Consider the following 15,536-nt stretch of genomic DNA (forward strand, 5'->3'; position numbering starts at 1 on the left):
TGAGCGGGGACGCTGACGAAGCCTTCACCTGACGAAGCCGTTGAACGATCAGTGCGGCTGCATGATGAGCACTGCGGCCCCGAGGCCCAGCGCGGCGATGAGCAGCCATGCCGCGAGGGCTGCCAGCAGTGCCCGGCCGCCGGTATGCAGCAGGGTTTGCACCCGGACCGCGGAGCCGAGGCCGAAGAGCGCCGTGCCCAGCAGCAGTTCCTGCAGGGCGGCCGCTGCCTCCAGCCAGCCGGGGGACAGCCACCCTGTGGAGCGCAAACCCACCATGGCCACGAAACCGATGACGAACAGTGGAACGATCGGCGGCAGCCGGACCTCGGCGCCGTCGGTTTCGGATTCCGGCCCGGCGGCCTGAGTGCGCCCGGCTCCGTTCCGCCCAGCCATACTCCGGGCGGACCCGTTCGCGGCGCGGCCCATGGCCGCCCTCTGGTGGACGCCCCCGGCCGCCACGATCGGGGCCAGGAGGATCACCCGGGTCAGCTTGACGACGACGGCGATCGCCAAGGCGCCGGTTCCTGCGGTCTGCGCGGTGGCCACCACCTGGCCGACGTCGTGCACCGACGCCCCGGTCCAGGCGCCGAACACCTCAGGAGTGAGCTGCAAGGGGTGCAGCAGGAGCGGCATGACGCCGATGGCCAGCGTGCCGCACAGGGTGACCAGCGCTACCGGCAGGACGGTGTCAACGTGGCGGATCCTGCGGACCGCCGCCATCGCACCGATGGCGGAGGCGCCGCAGATCGAGAAACCGGTGGCGATGAGCAGGGATGCATCGCGAGGCAGGCGGAACAGCCGCGATATCCCGTAGGTTCCGGCGAAGCTTGCCAGAACAACGCCGGTGATGAGCAGCAGCGACTGCCAGCCGAGGCCGAGGACATCCATGACGCTGACTTTCAGTCCCAGGAACACGATGCCGGCCCTCATCAGGTGCTTGCCGGCAAAGTCGAGCCCGGGGCGCGCCCGCCCTGCCGCCCATGTTCCCGTGCCCGGAAGGTTCGCGGCGAGCAGGCCCAGTACGACGGCGACGGTCATGGCAGGCAGGACCGGCACCATTGCGTGTACGGTAAAGGCCACCCCGACGGCGAGAACGGCAGTGAGCAGCCCCGGCACGAGGGGTGGGATCCGTGCGGAGATCCGTCCTTGGGGGGCGGCGGGGAATCTGGGCAAGGGCACTCACATACTTTGCCGGAACAGTGCGGAAAAACACGAACCGGAGTGGGTGGCTCCAACACGCCACAATGGGCATCAGTAATGAATTCGAAACAAAAAGGTGGTTGGCTAATGACCATGTCTGACCTATTCCAGGATTACTCCGAGGCCGCCGGCCGCACCGGCGCCTACGACGAGATGTTCACCTCCGGCCAACAAGCCAGGAAGTCCTACGGGCAGGTCGCCGGGGCTCTCCGCGAGCTTTCCCTCACCGATGTCACCGCCCGGGCCGATTCAATGGCCCGCACCTTCCTGGACCGCGGTGTCACGTTCGACTTCGCAGGGGAGGAACGCCCGTTTCCGCTGGATATCGTCCCCCGCGTGATCCCCGCTGACGAATGGACCGTCCTGGAGAAGGGTGTGGCCCAGCGGGTCCGCGCCCTTGAAGCGTTCCTTAACGATGTCTACGACAAGATGACAGTGGTGGCTGACGGCGTCATTCCTCGCCAGCTCGTCACCACCAGCGCGCACTTCCACCGCCAGGTCCACGGCTTCGAGCCGGCCGGCGGCGTCCGCGTCCACATCTCCGGCATCGACGTCGTCCGTGACGCTGCGGGAACCTTCCGGGTGCTCGAAGACAACGTCCGTGTACCGTCCGGCGTCAGCTACGTGCTGGAAAACCGCCGGGCCATGGCCAAGGGCCTGCCTGAAGCATTCGGCCAGCAGCTGATCCGGCCGGTGGAGGAGTACCCGCGCCGCTTGCTTTCCGCGCTGCGCAAGACGGCGCCGTCCGGCGTCGACGACCCCACGGTGGTGGTCCTTACCCCCGGCGTGTTCAACAGCGCATACTTCGAGCACACGCTGCTGGCGGGGCTCATGGGCGTGGAACTCGTGGAGGGCCGGGACCTCATCTGCCGCGGCAACAGGGTGTACATGCGGACCACCGCCGGCGAACAGCGCGTAGACGTCATCTACAAGCGCATCGACGACGACTTCCTCGATCCGCTGCAGTTCCGCGCCGACTCCATGCTGGGCTGCCCCGGCCTGGTGAATGCGGCCCGCGCCGGCGGCGTGACCATCGCCAATGCCGTGGGCAACGGTGTCGCTGACGACAAGCTCGTCTACAGCTACGTGCCGGACCTCATCCGCTACTACCTCAACGAAGAGCCGGTCATCGCCAACGTGGACACCTTCCGGTTGGAGGAGAAGGAAGCGCGGGAGCACGTCCTGGACAGGCTGGATGAGCTGGTGGTCAAGCCGGTGGACGGCTCCGGCGGCAAGGGCCTGGTCATCGGACCCGACGCGTCCAAGGACGAACTCGAAGCGTTGCGCAAGCGCGTCATCGCCGATCCCCGCGGCTGGATTGCCCAGCCCGTCCTGCAGCTGTCTACGGTTCCCACCCTCAGCGGTGATAAGTTTGGCCCTCGGCACGTTGACCTGCGGCCCTTTGCCGTCAACGACGGCGACGACGTCTGGGTGCTTCCCGGCGGGCTGACCCGCGTGGCCCTCAAGGAGGGCTCGCTGATCGTCAACTCCAGCCAGGGCGGCGGTTCCAAGGACACCTGGGTGCTCTCTGACTCCCCGGAGGTTCCGGTCGAAGCCCTGCCACGGCCGTCCATTACCGTCCGGGAGCGGGTTTCGGTGTGGCCGGTCGAAAGCAACTGGCGCGACCGCCAGACGGAGCAGCAGCAGTGAGCCGCCGCCCGCCGGTGCAGCCCGCATCAGTTTTTCCATCTTTGTTCATGCAGATTTCGGACCCGCAGGAGGTAGCCGTAAATGCTTAGCCGTATTGCCGAGTCCCTATTCTGGATCGGCCGCTATGTGGAGCGGGCGGATGGCACCGCCCGCATCCTGGATGTCCACCTTGAGCGGCTCAACCACCTGCCCACGGAGGAGCGGGACAAAGTGGCCCGGGAACTCCTGGCGGTCATGGGAGCCCGGCCCGAGAGTGACGAGTTCGGCCTCGAGGAGCTGCTGCACGCCCTCGCCTACGACAAACAGAGCGCCACGTCGATCGCCGGTTCGCTCGGTGCTGCCCGCGAAAACGCCCGCCGTGCCCGCGAAACGGTTTCCTCCGGGCTGTGGGAAAGCCTGAACACGACGTACTACGGCCTGAACCAGCATCGCAAGGACGTAGTGGGCACCTACCGGTTCTGCCACTGGGTGCTGGAACGCACGGCCATGGTGAGCGGCCTGGCGGACACCACCGTCAGCCACGATGACAGCTGGCTGTTCCTCGCCCTGGGGCGCTCCCTGGAGCGCGCCGACATGACGGCCCGCATGCTCTCCACCCGCGACGTGCTCTCCGCCGGCATGTCCTGGGTGAACATGCTCCGTTGCGCCGGCGCCTACGAGTCCTTCCTCCGGACCCGCCGGGCTGCTTTCGGCGACCAGCATGCCGCCGAATTCCTGCTGCTGGACCGGCTGTTCCCGCGATCCATCGTCTACGCCCTGCGGGACGCGGACGAGTGCCTGGCGAAGCTTGACCCGTCCGCGCAGCGTGTCGGGTTCATTAACGACGCACGCCGGATTGTGGGACAGGCCCGCACTTTCCTGGAGTTCCACCGCACGGACGACCTCATGTCTGAACTGCCGGAGCACATGGAGCGCGTCCAGAAGGCTGTGTCGCAGGCTTCCGACGCAATTTCCCGTAAGTACTTCAATCAGGCGGACGAACTGGCCTGGGTGGGAGAAGTTTCATGACCCGGCTGAGTATCATCCACAAGACCGGCTACAAGTACAACAAGCGCGTAACGCTCTCGTACAACGAAGCCCGCATGACCCCGCTGACGGATCCGCAGCAGGTGGTGCTGGAATCGTCCATGAAGGTTGCGCCGTCGCAGGCCGCTGTCAGCAGCTACCGCGACTACTGGGGTACGCGTGTTACTGCCTTCGACATGCAGATGCCGCACGAGTACCTCGAGGTGGTCGCCACCACCACGGTGGAAGTCCACCGTGTGGAGCGTGTTCCGGCCGAGGGCGACATCGTGTCCTGGGACGTTTTGCAGGCGCCCGAGTCGCTCAACCAGTTCAGCGACTGGATCCCGCAGTCCCGGCTGAGTGGTCCCGGAGACGAAGTCCTCGGCATCATTCCGGGAATCGTCGAGGGCAGGAACCCGCACGGGGCAGCCATGGCCATCTTCGAGTGGATGCGCGGGGAGATGACCTATATGAAGGGCTCCACCGGGGTTACCACCAATGCCGCGCAGGCCTGGGGCCAGCGCCAAGGGGTATGCCAGGACCTGGCGCACCTCGCTGTCGGGGCGCTCCGCAGCTGCGGCATTCCCGCACGGTACGTCTCCGGTTACCTCCACCCGCGTTCGACGGCGGACATCGGCGAAACGGTGGCCGGTCAGTCCCATGCGTGGCTGGAATGGTGGGACGGTGAATGGCGCAGCTGGGACCCGACCAACCACAAGCCGGCCGGTGACTTCCATGTCACCGTGGCACGCGGCCGCGACTACCGGGACGTGCCGCCTCTCAAGGGCATCCTGTCAGGCGGCGGCGGTTCCGCGCTCAACGTGAGCGTGGAAATCACCCGCCTGGCGTAGGCCGGGAGGCCTACTCGTAGCCGGACCGGGTGGCGTCGTCCAGCGGCGTCCACCAAGTCAACGGGGGAGTGACCTTGAAACGCCGGCCTGTGACGATATCCGGGGTAATCCGGACGAAGTGCTCTTTCTTGCCGGCCTGCCAGGGGAAGAGCAGCAGTCCCACCGTGTCGAGAACCTCCTGCTGGTTCTTGACCGGGGCTGCCTGTCCCTTGATCACGACGCTCCAGGCGATACCGGTGTCCGCGTCCACGCCGTCAGCCTCCACAGCGACCGGTGTGTCGCCGGTGGCTGCCTGCAGCTTGGTGCCGTCCGCGGTGCGGAACACCAGAGTTCCGTGGTCCACCTTGTAATTGATGGGAAAAATGTCCGGATGGTCTTCGACCCACACGGCCAGCCGGCCCACTGAGACGCTGCGCAGCAAACGCCAGCATTCATGGTTGTCGAGGTTTTCGACCTCGTGGGGGTGGTCAGCGCCGGGTTTCGGATCAGTGCTCATGACGCCGAGCCTAAGCCAGGGAACCTCCGGAAAGCTAGGGCCCAAGGTCCCCATGACGCAGAAAACGGCAGGCTTCGTCCCACGATGAAAGGCTTAACGGTATTCTGGCCTCACGCCGCCGGAGCGGCCGTACGCGGTCAGGAGTTGGGTTGTGGATATGCATGCCGATGGCGACAGTCCCGAACGATACACGGCTGCCAGCGGCACGAGGATTGAAGACCTGCTTAAGGATTTCGTCGCCCGGGCCGGTGAACTCCTCCAGTTCCAGGAGCGCATGGGCGGCCTGCTTGAGGCCGTCGTGGCTGTCGCGGAGGATTTGAGCCTCGATGCCGTCCTGGAGCGCGTCGTCCAGTCCGCCTGCCAGCTGTTGCGCGCCCGCTACGGGGCATTGGGCGTCATCGGTGACGACCGCGCCCTCAGCCACTTCATCACGGTCGGGATTGACGGCGAGCTGGCCAAGCGGATCGGCCCCCTCCCCACGGGCCATGGCGTCCTGGGATTGTTGATCTCCGATCCGAAGCCGCTGCGGCTCCACGACCTGCGGAGCCACCCCGAGGCCTACGGCTTTCCCGCGCACCATCCGCCCATGCAGTCCTTCCTCGGAGTTCCGGTCCGGGTGCGGGATGTTGTGTTTGGCAACCTGTATCTGACGGAAAAGGAGGGCGGCGGGGACTTCACGGTCGAGGACGAGGAGCTGGCCGTCGCCCTCGCGGCCGCTGCCGGCGTCGCCATCGAGAATGCCCGGCTCTATGACGACGCCCGGCGGCGGGCACAATGGCTTGAGGCCTGCATGGATGTCGCCGGGCTGATGCTGGGGACCGACCCGGCGTCGTCGGCAGGCCTTGGACCCATTGCCGGCCGGGCGCTGCGGGAGTCCGGGTCCCGGCTGGCCCTGATCGTGGAACCCTCGGCGGACGAGGTCGGCCACGTGGTGGCGGGGGCCGACGGCGAAGATGCGGATTTGTTCGCCGGGTTGCCTCTTTGCCTGGATTCCGAAGCGCTCCGGGGGGTGCTTGCCGGCGGCGAGCCGGTGCTCATGGACAATGCCGCAGACGTGCTGGGAGTGCTGGAGGGAACAGTGGCCGGTCCGCTCCTGGCGGTGGCGCTCAGCACCCAGGGCGCCCATCACGGACTGCTCCTCCTCGTCAGGGATGCCGCGGCCGGCCCTTTCGGCCGGACGGACGTGGAGATGGGCGCTGTTTTCGGCTCCCATGTGGCGTTGGCACTTGAACTGGCACGGGTCCACCGGTTGCGGGAAGAACTGCTGGTCTTCACCGACCGGGACCGGATTGCACGCGACCTCCATGACCTCGTGATCCAGCGGCTCTTCGCCGCTGGCCTGAGCGTCCAGAGCCTTAACCGATTCACGAAGGAAGATCTGGCGCTGGAACGCATTCGTGCCATCACCGGGGAACTGGACGAAGCCATCCGCAGCCTCCGCGACACTATCTACTCGCTCAGGACCGGCAAAGGCGATGCCGAACTGCTGAGCGGCCGGCTTCGCAATGTGACGCGGAGTGCCGCCAAGTCCATGCCCTTCGCACCGGGGCTAAACCTGGAAGGGCCGATTGATTCCGTCCTCCCGGACAAGGCCGACCATGTGGTGGCCGTTGTGTCCGAAGGGCTGAGCAACGCCATCCGCCATTCGGGAGCTGATTCGATCGAGGTTTCCGTCTCCGCCCTGGACGGTAGGATGACCGTCCTGGTGACCGATAACGGCAGCGGCTTCAAGGATTCGGTCAAGCGAAACGGACTGAACAACATGGAGGAGCGTGCCAGGATGCTGCACGGCACCTGCACCGTCACCGGGGCCCCGGACACTGGAACCAGCCTGGAGTGGTCGGTTCCGCTTTAGCGCCGGTGCCCGTCGGCGTCGTTGCCGGCGTGGGCAGCGGCTGAATGGGCCCCGCCGGGGTGCCCGGAAGCTGACGGCGCCGGGACGGAGTTGTTGGCAATATACACAGCGGCCTGCGTGCGCCGCTCGAAGCCCAGTTTTGCCAGCAGCGAGGACACGTAGTTCTTGACGGTCTTCTCCGCCAGGAACATTTCCGCGGCAATCTGGCGGTTGGTGAGGCCGCCGCCCACCAGCTCAAGAACGCGCCTTTCCTGGGGGGTGAGGCCGGCAATCCGCGGGTCCACCTGCTGGGGTGCGACGAGGCTTTCCACGATGCTCGCCGCCACGCTGTCGTCGAACAGTGACTCACCGGCAGCCGCTCGGCGCAGTGCCCCGATGAGGTCGGTGCCGCCGATCTCCTTCAGGACGTATCCGCGGGCGCCGGCGAGGACAGCACCGCGAAGGGCCTGCTCATCGTCGAAGCTCGTCAGGATGAGGCAATTCAGGTTGGGGTCCACGGACCGGACGTCGCGGCACACTTCTATGCCCGTCCCGTCCGGAAGCCGGGCATCGAGCACGCTGACATCAGGATGCAGTGCAGGAATGCGCCGCGTTGCCTCGACAGCGGAACCCGAGCTGCCCACTACCTGGAAACCCTCGCCTTCCAGAAGTTCCTGGAGGCCCCGCCTGACCAGTTCGTGATCGTCGAGAATGAACACACGGATGAGGTCAGTGTGTATGTCCTGCGTAGAGGGACCTTGGTCTGCCCGAGGAATCATGGTCCTCCTGTCCGGCGGCCGGAGCTGCCATAATCGGTCCGCAACCGGCTTGCCGGTGCGGTGCAGATCCCATTATCTCTGTCCGGACCCGGTTTCCGTCATCCGGCTCTGCAATTCTCGTTGACGTTGTCACCTGCAACAAGGGTCCTTGGACCCGCCGCGGCCATGACTTTAGGCCCTAGCAACTGCGGGTCGTGGCACACATCCTTGAAGGACACCTGCCTGCCCGCCGGGGTCCTCCCGCGAAAGCCGCCCTCGAAAGGGGAAGACATGAATGAGGCCAAGGACGTCCCTACGATCATTGTTGGAGTCGACGGTTCAGAAGCCTCGGTGGAAGCCCTGAAGCAGGGACAGGGCCTCGCCGACAAACTTGATGCACATCTCGTTGCACTGGCGTGCTGGGACTACCCGCCCGTGTACGACGGCTACGTGGCCATGGGAATCAACGACTTCGACGTGCGTGCCGGGGAGATCCTCCAGGAAACAGTAGCCAAGGCATTCGGGACGGAAACACCGCCGAACGTCGAGACCAAGCTCGTCCAGGGGCATCCGAGGCATACCCTCATTGACGCCAGCCGGGACGCCGACATGCTCGTGGTCGGAAGGCGGGGCCACGGTGGCTTTGGAGGCCTGTTGCTGGGCTCGGTAAGTTCTGCCTGCGTAGCCCACGCCCACTGCCCGGTACTGGTTGTGCACACTCCCGAAAAGCGCTGATGGTCCGTAGCGAAGGGGGCTACTCGAACGCGGCGCGCCGGGGATCGGACAGCCGGGTGTTCCACATATCCGGCTTCTTGACCTTGAACCGTCGGCCAGTGAGTGCTTTGGGCGCCAGCCGAACGTAGTAGTCCTTGTCACCTGGCTGCCACGGCTCCAGGAACAGGGCGTCCACTTCGTCCTTCTCATCCTGGGTTTCGATGAGTTCGGCTTCGCCGCGGGCAACCACGCTCCAGGCCATCTCTTCATGGGCGTCATAGCCGTCGATTTCGAAAGCCACGGGCTTGGCCGTCATGGCTGCCCACAGCTTGGTTCCTCCGGCCGTCCGGAAGACGACAGTGCGGCGCTGGAGCACGAAATTTACCGGGAAGATTTCCGGGTGGCCATCAACAATGAGCGCGATCCTCCCGACCACCTCGGTGTCGAGCATAACCCAGCACTGGTCAATGGACAGCTGGCCCTCGGGCGGCGTCATGGTGTTCATGTAAACCCACGTTACGGTCCCTCCGGCATGCCCATTAGGGCCATAGGGCCCCTAGCGACACCCCGGCAGCGTCTGCTAACGGCCGGGAAGCGCCGGCTACCAGGGGCTCGGCTTGTAGTCCTTGAGGAAGACGCCGTACTGGTCTTCGCCGTTTTCGCCCATGACGATTGGATCGTAGACCCTGGCTGCGCCGTCCACGAGGTCCAGCGGCGCGTGGAAGCCTTCCTCCATGAGCCGTACCTTGGTGAAATGGGGCCGCTCATCCGTAATCCAGCCGGTATCCACCGCGGTCATAAGGATTCCGTCCGAATCCAGCATTTCCTGTGCGCTGGTGCGGGTCATCATGTTCAGCGCCGCTTTGGCCATGTTGGTGTGGGGGTGCCCAGGGCCCTTGTACGCGCGCGAGAACTGCCCTTCCATGGCGGAAACGTTCACGATGTACTTCCGGTGCGCGGTGGAGCGTTTCATGGCGCTACGCAGGCGGCTCACCAGCAGGAAGGGCGCAGTCACGTTGCAGAGCTGCACTTCCAGCATTTCCAGGGGGTCCACCTCGTCCACCACCTGGGTCCAGCTGTTGATAGTGGCCAGGTCCGGAACAAGTCCACCGGCGTCGATGGCCGTGCCGGAGGCTATCCGTTCCAGCGAAGCGGAACCCGTGGAAAGGGCCAGGGATGTGATGGCGTCGCCGGCCAGGACCGGGTGGTCCATCACGCTGCTGGCGAGGGCCAACGGGTGCTTGTCATGGGCGTGGCCGAAGGTCACCAGTTCCGGTCCGCCGTTGGCAGCCTCGAGGGCTGCAGGCAGCGGCTCGTCCTCCGCATCGACCAGGGGCTTGTAGGCGTTGCCTGACCGGCGGACAGTCTGGGCCGCGTTGTTGATGATGATGTCCAGCGGGCCCGCCGCGTCGAGCGAATCGGTCAGGGCCATCACCTGGGAGGGATCCCGAAGGTCGATGCCCACAATCCGCAGCCGGTGGAGCCAGTCACCGCTGTCCTCCATGGCCGCGAAGCGACGCGCCGCATCCTTCGGGAACCGAGTGGTGATGGTGGTGTGGGCGCCGTCCCGGAGCAGCCGCAGGGCGATGTACATGCCGATCTTTGCGCGTCCGCCCGTGAGCAGCGCGCGGCGGCCGGTGAGGTCCGTGCGGGCGTCGCGCTTGCTGTGGCTGAACGCGGCGCACTCGGGGCACAGCTGATGATAGAAGGCATCAACCTGGGTGTAATGGTTCTTGCAGATATAGCACGGGCGGGACCTGATGAGGTGCCCGGCCACCTTGCCCGTGGCAGAGGGCTCCAGCTTGTTCCCGCGGGTTTCGTCATCGATCCGGTCGGGCGCTGCCGTGGCCGTCTGGGCGATCACTGCGCGGTCGGATTCGGCGATCAGGTCGCGCTTGGTGACCCTGCGGTGGCGTTTGACAGCCTTAAACATCTTGCCGGTGGCGCGGCGAACCGAGACGTAGTCCGGGTGCTCCTCGTCGTAGGCATGGATGGTGTTGAGGACCTTGAGGCAGGCCTGGATCTCCTCAGGCGTCAAATCGGGGGTGTTCATTGGTCCAATTTTACAGCCTGGGAAACCTTCGGCCTGCCTCAGGGTTCAGCGGTGGCGGCGTGCGCGCCTAGTCGGTGGTGGATACTCCCACGGCCGCAGCGTGGGCTTCCCCTACTTTGGCCGCGGATTCCCGGGCAGACGGGTAGTTCTCCGTTGCCGCCTTGATGGCGTTGGGGACCAGGTGGAGGTTGGCGGCTGACAGCGCGCGTTCGGCCTCGTCCGGTTCAGGGACCGCCTGCCCCTTGGAAAGCACCGTGATACCCGAGTCCGTGACCTTGAAACCGCGGGCGCGGTCGCGCTCCGGGTCCAGGCCGATCGCCGCACCGGCGGGCACCTTGACGTTCTTGTCGATGATGGCGCGGTTGACCACGGCACCCTCGCCGATCTGGACCTTGTCCATCAGGACCGAGTCCACCACACGGCTCGCCGTTCCCACATAGACGTCGTTGGACAGGACTGATCCTTCCACGATGCCGCCGGAGATCACCACGCCGCTAGCCACGATGGAGTCGAGGGCCGTACCCACGGTGTTGCCCTGACCGCGGACGAACTTTGCCGGTGGGGAGATGCTCTGCCGTGTGTAGATGGGCCATTCCGAGTTGTACAGGTTGAAAACCGGCATGGGTGAAATAAGGTCCATGTGGGCGTCGTAAAAGGAATCGATAGTGCCGACATCGCGCCAGTAAGTGCGGTCGCGTTCGGTGGAGCCGGGAATATCGTTCAGCGTGAAGTCATAAACGCCTGCTTCGCCCTTATTGACGAAGTAAGGGATGATGTCGCCGCCCATATCGTGCTTGGTGTCGAGGCGCTCGGCATCCACGTGCAGGGCGTCCACCAGGGCATCCGCATCGAAAACGTAATTTCCCATGGATGCGAGGAACTGCGTGGGATCTGCCGCCAGTCCGGGGGTTGAGGACGGCTTCTCCACGAAAGCCGCAATTTTCTGGGGATCGTTCTGATCCACCTCGATGACGCCGAACTGATCGGCCATGTTCAGCGGCTGGCGGACTGCGGCCACTGTGGCTTTGGCACCGCTCTTGACGTGCTGATCAACCATCTGCGCGAAGTCCATGCGGTACACGTGGTCGGCGCCAACCACAACCACGATGTCGGGGTTGGCGTCATGAATCAGGTTCAGTGACTGGTAGATCGCGTTGGCGCTGCCGAGGAACCAGCTCTTGCCCACGCGCTGCTGAGCCGGGACGGAGGCGATGTAGTTTCCGAGCTGCGTGGACATTCTCCACGTTTCGGAAATATGCCGGTCAAGGCTGTGGGATTTGTATTGCGTGAGAACAACTATCTGCAGATAGCGGGAATTCACGAGGTTGGATAGCGCGAAGTCGATTAGCCGGTAGCTGCCGGCAAAGGGCACGCCGGGTTTGGCCCTGTCAGCCGTCAGTGGCATGAGCCGGTTGCCCTCGCCGCCTGCGAGGACAATAGCCAGGACTTTCTTATTCAACGGCATGGTGGTCGCTCCTGTACGCCTTCGTAACTTCCCCAAAAAAGTCCGGCACGCCCGGACTCCTTCACACTAGAACAGATACGCCGTAAGGACTACCTTGGGTATCGTGCGAATAGACATTGTGACTAAAGAGTTCCCGCCGGAGATTTACGGCGGCGCCGGGGTCCACGTGGCTGAATTAAGCCGAGTGCTGGCCAAGCATGTGGATTTGCAGGTGCGGGCCTTCGGGGCGCCCCGGGATCCCGACTACCACGGGGCGAAGGTGACGTCCTATTCGGTCCCGGAGGATCTGGGTGCCGCCAACGCCGCCGTCCAGACGCTTGGGGTGGACCTGCGCATCGTGCCGGACATCGCGGGAGCCGACCTTGTGCATTCGCACACCTGGTATGCCAACATGGCGGGCCACCTGGCCTCGCTGCTGCACGGCATCCCGCACGTGCTGAGCGCCCATAGCCTGGAGCCGCTGCGGCCGTGGAAGGCCGAACAGCTCGGCGGCGGTTATGCCTTGTCCTCATGGGTGGAAAAGACCGCCTACGAGGCCGCCGCGGCCATCATCGCCGTATCTGAAGGGATGCGTCAGGACATCCTCCGCAGCTACCCGGACGTCGATCCGGCCAAGGTTCGCGTGGTCCATAACGGCATCGACGTCGAACTCTGGTCCCGCGATGAGGGCGATGACGCCATCCGTGCACTGGGCATCGACCCGGATCTGCCCAGTGTGGTGTTCGTTGGCCGGAACACGCGCCAGAAGGGTGTTCCCTACCTGCTTCGCGCCGCGGCCAAGCTGCCGGCGGGCGTCCAGCTGGTCCTGTGCCTCGGCGCGGCGGACACCCCGGAACTCGCGGCGGAAACTGCCCGCCTGATCGAGGAGCTGCAGAGCCAGCGCAGCGGAGTCGTCCTGATTGAGCGCATGCTTCCCCGCCACGAACTGATTCAGGTACTGAGCCACGCAACTGCCTTTGCCTGCCCGTCCATCTACGAACCGTTGGGGATCGTCAACCTGGAGGCCATGGCCTGCGGCGCCGCCGTCGTGGCCAGCGCCACCGGCGGCATTCCCGAAGTTGTCCAGCATGGCGAAACCGGGCTGCTGGTGGAGCTGGAGCAGGTGACCGACGGCACGGGAACCCCGCTGGATCCGGAGAAGTTCGTCGACGAATTTGCCGCCGCCCTGACTGAAGTGGTGTCGGACCCGGAGCGCGCCCGTGCCATGGGCCGGGCAGGACGCCGCCGGGCGGAGGAGCACTTCTCGTGGGAGTCCATCACGGAAACCACCCTTGAGGTGTACCGCTCGGTTCTGGCCTAGAGCCGAATAGACGACGACGGCGCCGCCCCGCTGAGCGGGTGCGGCGCCGTTGTCGTATCTCAGTACCCGTAAGGCCCGGGGACCTAGCGGCGCGGTGCCTTGGCCTCACGTGCCTGCCTTGCAATGAGGACCTTCTCGTCGACAGGGGCTTTGCCGTCGGCGCGCTGGGTCCGGAAGAACGCGCGTGCCTCGTCCTGCCGGGTCTTTTCGGCGCCGGTCGCAATAGCCGCGCGGAGATGCTCCGGGCCGTATCCGAAGGCATCCACCAGGTCCACGGCGTGCGGGCGGATTTTGACCAGGAGCCGGTTGATGTAGTCGCCCACAGTGCGGGCACGCTGCATCGACAGCCGGCCGTTCATGAGGTACCAGGAGAGGTTCTTCTCGATGAGTGAGAGTCCGAACAGATCCCGGAGCCAGGTCAGCACCCGCTTGGTGCCCGGGTCATTCACATCGGCCAGCGCTTCCGTGAAGGCTTCCCACTGCAGCAGCTCCGCGTGGGCCTGCGCCGCCTCAATCAATTCGTGCTGGTGCTGGTTGAAAGCCGCGGCGGCCTTCTGCTGCGGCAGCTTATTGGTTCCCTTCAGGGCTACCCCCGCCTCGGCAACCATGGTCTGAACCCTGTCCGTCAGCAGCAACCGCTGGGTGTCCTCATCCCGGAGGGCAATGGCCGCCTTCTGCACGGAGCCGGTGTCCGCCATGAATTGCGCAACCTGGCGGAGTCCGGTCCGGTGTACTGCGGCGCCGGCTGCCTGGCTGACCACGTAGCGTGCCAGCACCCCGACGTCGACGTTGCGGAATTCCTTGGCGTAGTCCGCCAGGAGCCGTTTGGCCACCAGCTGAAGGAGCACGGTGTTGTCGCCTTCAAACGTGACATAGACGTCCAGGTCCGCACGGAGGGAGGCGAAACGGTTTTCAATCAGGAAGCCCGCTCCGCCGCAGGCTTCGCGGCACTCCTGCAGGGTATCCAGGGCGTGCCATGTGCTGAGCGGCTTGAGTGCGGCGGCCAGTGTCTCCAGGTCCTGGCGGTCCTCGTCGGTGTCGTGTGCGCCGGAGAAGACGTCGTCGAATTTCTGCAGCAGCTGCTCGTGGGCGAAGCCTGCGGCATAGGTTGTGGCGAGCCGGGTGAACAGCCGCCGCTGATGCCGCTGGTAGTCGAGCAGCACCTCTTCGTCAGTGTGCGAGGAGGCGTTGAACTGGCGGCGCTCAGTGGCGTACTGGATGGCGGTCTTGAGCGCCAGCTTGCTGGCGGCCACCGCGGCGCCGTCCAGGGAGACACGGCCCTGGACGAGGGTGCCCAGCATGGTGAAGAAACGGCGGCCCGGGCTGGCAATGGGGGAGGTGTAGGCCCCGTCGGCAGCAACATTGCCGTACCGGTTGAGCAGGTTGTCCCGCGGAATGCGGACGTCACTGAAGTGCAGCCTGCCGTTGTCGATGCCGTTCAGCCCGCCCTTGACGCCGTCGTCCTCACCACCGATGCCCGGCAGGAACTCCTTGGTCTTCGGATCCCGCAGGTCCACGTAGAAAGCGTGGACCCCGTGGTTCACGCCGTTGGTCACAAGCTGGGCGAACACCACGGCGCCGAGTCCGTCGATGGCTGCGTTGCCGATGTAGTCCTTCCACGCGGCACGGAAGGGCGTGTTGATGACGAATTCCTGCGTGGCCGGGTCAAACGTGGCCGTGGTGGCAATGCTGGCAACATCGGAGCCGTGCCCGGTTTCCGTCATCGCAAAGCAACCGGGGATATCCATGTTCATGATGCCGGGCAGCCACTTGGCATGGTGCTCCTCGGTGCCGAGGTGCATCACAGCCGATCCGAACAGGCCCCACTGGACGCCGGCCTTGATCTGCAGCGACGGATCGGCCGTGACGAGTTCCTCGAACCCGGCGATGTTCCCGCCGTGATCGTCCGAACCACCCAGTGATGCGGGAAAAGCACGGTGGACGGCACCGTTCTCCACCAGGTACTGGAGCTGGCCGAACGTGCGCTTCCGGTGCTCGGTGTGGGTGAGGCCCTCGGTCTTATGCAGTTCGGGACGGCCCGAAAGTTCGCGCGAGTGCCGGCGGATGTGCGCCCACTTGCCCAGGAGCTGCTCGCCCAGCGCAGCGACGTCGACGGCGGGTGCCGCGTCGGCGTGGTGGTGTGCGCTCCCGGCGGGGCGGCGTGCCTGGCCGGCGGCGCGGTCAACTACGTCAGTCATGTCGATTCCTTC

The 15,536-nt window shown here is 65.3% G+C and carries 13 protein-coding genes; 6 read left to right on the top strand and 7 right to left on the bottom strand.

Annotated elements, in window-relative coordinates; genetic code table 11:
• Positions 1 to 48 precede the first annotated feature (48 nt).
• Positions 49 to 1,179 (bottom strand): YeiH family protein, encoded by a 1,131-nt coding sequence (locus TV39_RS10895; protein ID WP_442853492.1) that lies wholly within the window; start codon positions 1,177 to 1,179, stop codon positions 49 to 51.
• A 114-nt stretch (positions 1,180 to 1,293) separates the two neighbouring features.
• On the opposite strand from TV39_RS10895, the gene TV39_RS10900 reads away from it, so the two are divergent.
• The 3 genes from TV39_RS10900 (at position 1,294) to TV39_RS10910 (ending at position 4,706) form a co-directional block, all read left to right on the top strand.
• Complete coding sequence (locus TV39_RS10900; RefSeq protein WP_043482186.1) at positions 1,294 to 2,850, top strand: circularly permuted type 2 ATP-grasp protein; 1,557 nt, start codon at positions 1,294 to 1,296, stop codon at positions 2,848 to 2,850.
• 81 nt (positions 2,851 to 2,931) lie between these two features.
• A complete protein-coding gene (locus TV39_RS10905; RefSeq protein WP_043481560.1) occupies positions 2,932 to 3,858 on the top strand; it encodes an alpha-E domain-containing protein in 927 nt (308 codons plus the stop codon).
• Positions 3,855 to 4,706, top strand: coding sequence for a transglutaminase family protein (locus TV39_RS10910; RefSeq protein WP_043481562.1), 852 nt, complete (start codon positions 3,855 to 3,857; stop codon positions 4,704 to 4,706). The genes TV39_RS10905 and TV39_RS10910 overlap by 4 nt, the downstream gene beginning before the upstream one ends.
• Before the next feature lie 10 nt (positions 4,707 to 4,716).
• On the opposite strand, the gene TV39_RS10915 is transcribed toward TV39_RS10910, so the two are convergent.
• On the bottom strand, positions 4,717 to 5,202 hold the full coding sequence (locus tag TV39_RS10915; protein WP_043481563.1) for a pyridoxamine 5'-phosphate oxidase family protein: 486 nt from the start codon (positions 5,200 to 5,202) through the stop codon (positions 4,717 to 4,719).
• A 157-nt stretch (positions 5,203 to 5,359) separates the two neighbouring features.
• On the opposite strand from TV39_RS10915, the gene TV39_RS10920 reads away from it, so the two are divergent.
• Positions 5,360 to 7,057: a GAF domain-containing sensor histidine kinase gene (locus TV39_RS10920; RefSeq protein ID WP_043481565.1), complete on the top strand. Its 1,698-nt coding sequence runs from the start codon at positions 5,360 to 5,362 to the stop codon at positions 7,055 to 7,057.
• Here TV39_RS10920 and TV39_RS10925 read toward each other — a convergent pair.
• Positions 7,054 to 7,815, bottom strand: coding sequence for a response regulator (locus TV39_RS10925; protein WP_043481566.1), 762 nt, complete (start codon positions 7,813 to 7,815; stop codon positions 7,054 to 7,056). The two genes, TV39_RS10920 and TV39_RS10925, sit on opposite strands and share 4 nt — an antisense overlap.
• A 270-nt stretch (positions 7,816 to 8,085) precedes the next feature.
• On the opposite strand from TV39_RS10925, the gene TV39_RS10930 reads away from it, so the two are divergent.
• Complete coding sequence (locus tag TV39_RS10930; protein WP_043481568.1) at positions 8,086 to 8,529, top strand: universal stress protein; 444 nt, start codon at positions 8,086 to 8,088, stop codon at positions 8,527 to 8,529.
• Between the two features lie 19 nt (positions 8,530 to 8,548).
• Here TV39_RS10930 and TV39_RS10935 read toward each other — a convergent pair whose 3' ends face one another.
• The 3 genes from TV39_RS10935 to glgC form a co-directional block, all read right to left on the bottom strand.
• Positions 8,549 to 9,013 carry a pyridoxamine 5'-phosphate oxidase family protein gene (locus TV39_RS10935; protein WP_043481570.1) on the bottom strand — a complete coding sequence of 155 codons (465 nt, stop codon included), beginning with the start codon at positions 9,011 to 9,013 and terminating at the stop codon, positions 8,549 to 8,551.
• A gap of 96 nt (positions 9,014 to 9,109) precedes the next feature.
• Positions 9,110 to 10,561: an SDR family NAD(P)-dependent oxidoreductase gene (locus TV39_RS10940; RefSeq protein ID WP_043481571.1), complete on the bottom strand. Its 1,452-nt coding sequence runs from the start codon at positions 10,559 to 10,561 to the stop codon at positions 9,110 to 9,112.
• A gap of 67 nt (positions 10,562 to 10,628) precedes the next feature.
• Complete coding sequence (glgC, locus tag TV39_RS10945) at positions 10,629 to 12,026, bottom strand: glucose-1-phosphate adenylyltransferase (RefSeq protein ID WP_043481574.1); 1,398 nt, start codon at positions 12,024 to 12,026, stop codon at positions 10,629 to 10,631.
• A 103-nt stretch (positions 12,027 to 12,129) separates the two neighbouring features.
• On the opposite strand from glgC, the gene glgA reads away from it, so the two are divergent.
• A complete protein-coding gene (glgA, locus tag TV39_RS10950) occupies positions 12,130 to 13,326 on the top strand; it encodes a glycogen synthase (RefSeq protein ID WP_043482187.1) in 1,197 nt (398 codons plus the stop codon).
• Between the two features lie 83 nt (positions 13,327 to 13,409).
• Here glgA and TV39_RS10955 read toward each other — a convergent pair whose 3' ends face one another.
• Entirely contained in the window at positions 13,410 to 15,524 is a 2,115-nt protein-coding gene (locus TV39_RS10955; protein ID WP_043481577.1) for an acyl-CoA dehydrogenase family protein, read from the bottom strand.
• Positions 15,525 to 15,536: the final 12 nt, after the last annotated feature.

The sequence above is a fragment of the Arthrobacter sp. SPG23 genome, from assembly GCF_000876655.1.
Classification (GTDB): Bacteria; Actinomycetota; Actinomycetes; order Actinomycetales; family Micrococcaceae; genus Arthrobacter.

Coding starts and splice junctions, on each gene's coding strand:
- TV39_RS10900 (WP_043482186.1), top strand. CDS start 1,294: ATGTCTGACCTATTCCAGGATTACTCCGAGGCCGCCGGCCGCACCGGC.
- TV39_RS10905 (WP_043481560.1), top strand. CDS start 2,932: ATGCTTAGCCGTATTGCCGAGTCCCTATTCTGGATCGGCCGCTATGTG.
- TV39_RS10910 (WP_043481562.1), top strand. CDS start 3,855: ATGACCCGGCTGAGTATCATCCACAAGACCGGCTACAAGTACAACAAG.
- TV39_RS10915 (WP_043481563.1), bottom strand. CDS start 5,202: ATGAGCACTGATCCGAAACCCGGCGCTGACCACCCCCACGAGGTCGAA.
- TV39_RS10920 (WP_043481565.1), top strand. CDS start 5,360: ATGCATGCCGATGGCGACAGTCCCGAACGATACACGGCTGCCAGCGGC.
- TV39_RS10925 (WP_043481566.1), bottom strand. CDS start 7,815: ATGATTCCTCGGGCAGACCAAGGTCCCTCTACGCAGGACATACACACT.
- TV39_RS10930 (WP_043481568.1), top strand. CDS start 8,086: ATGAATGAGGCCAAGGACGTCCCTACGATCATTGTTGGAGTCGACGGT.
- TV39_RS10935 (WP_043481570.1), bottom strand. CDS start 9,013: ATGAACACCATGACGCCGCCCGAGGGCCAGCTGTCCATTGACCAGTGC.
- TV39_RS10940 (WP_043481571.1), bottom strand. CDS start 10,561: ATGAACACCCCCGATTTGACGCCTGAGGAGATCCAGGCCTGCCTCAAG.
- glgC (WP_043481574.1), bottom strand. CDS start 12,026: ATGCCGTTGAATAAGAAAGTCCTGGCTATTGTCCTCGCAGGCGGCGAG.
- TV39_RS10955 (WP_043481577.1), bottom strand. CDS start 15,524: ATGACTGACGTAGTTGACCGCGCCGCCGGCCAGGCACGCCGCCCCGCC.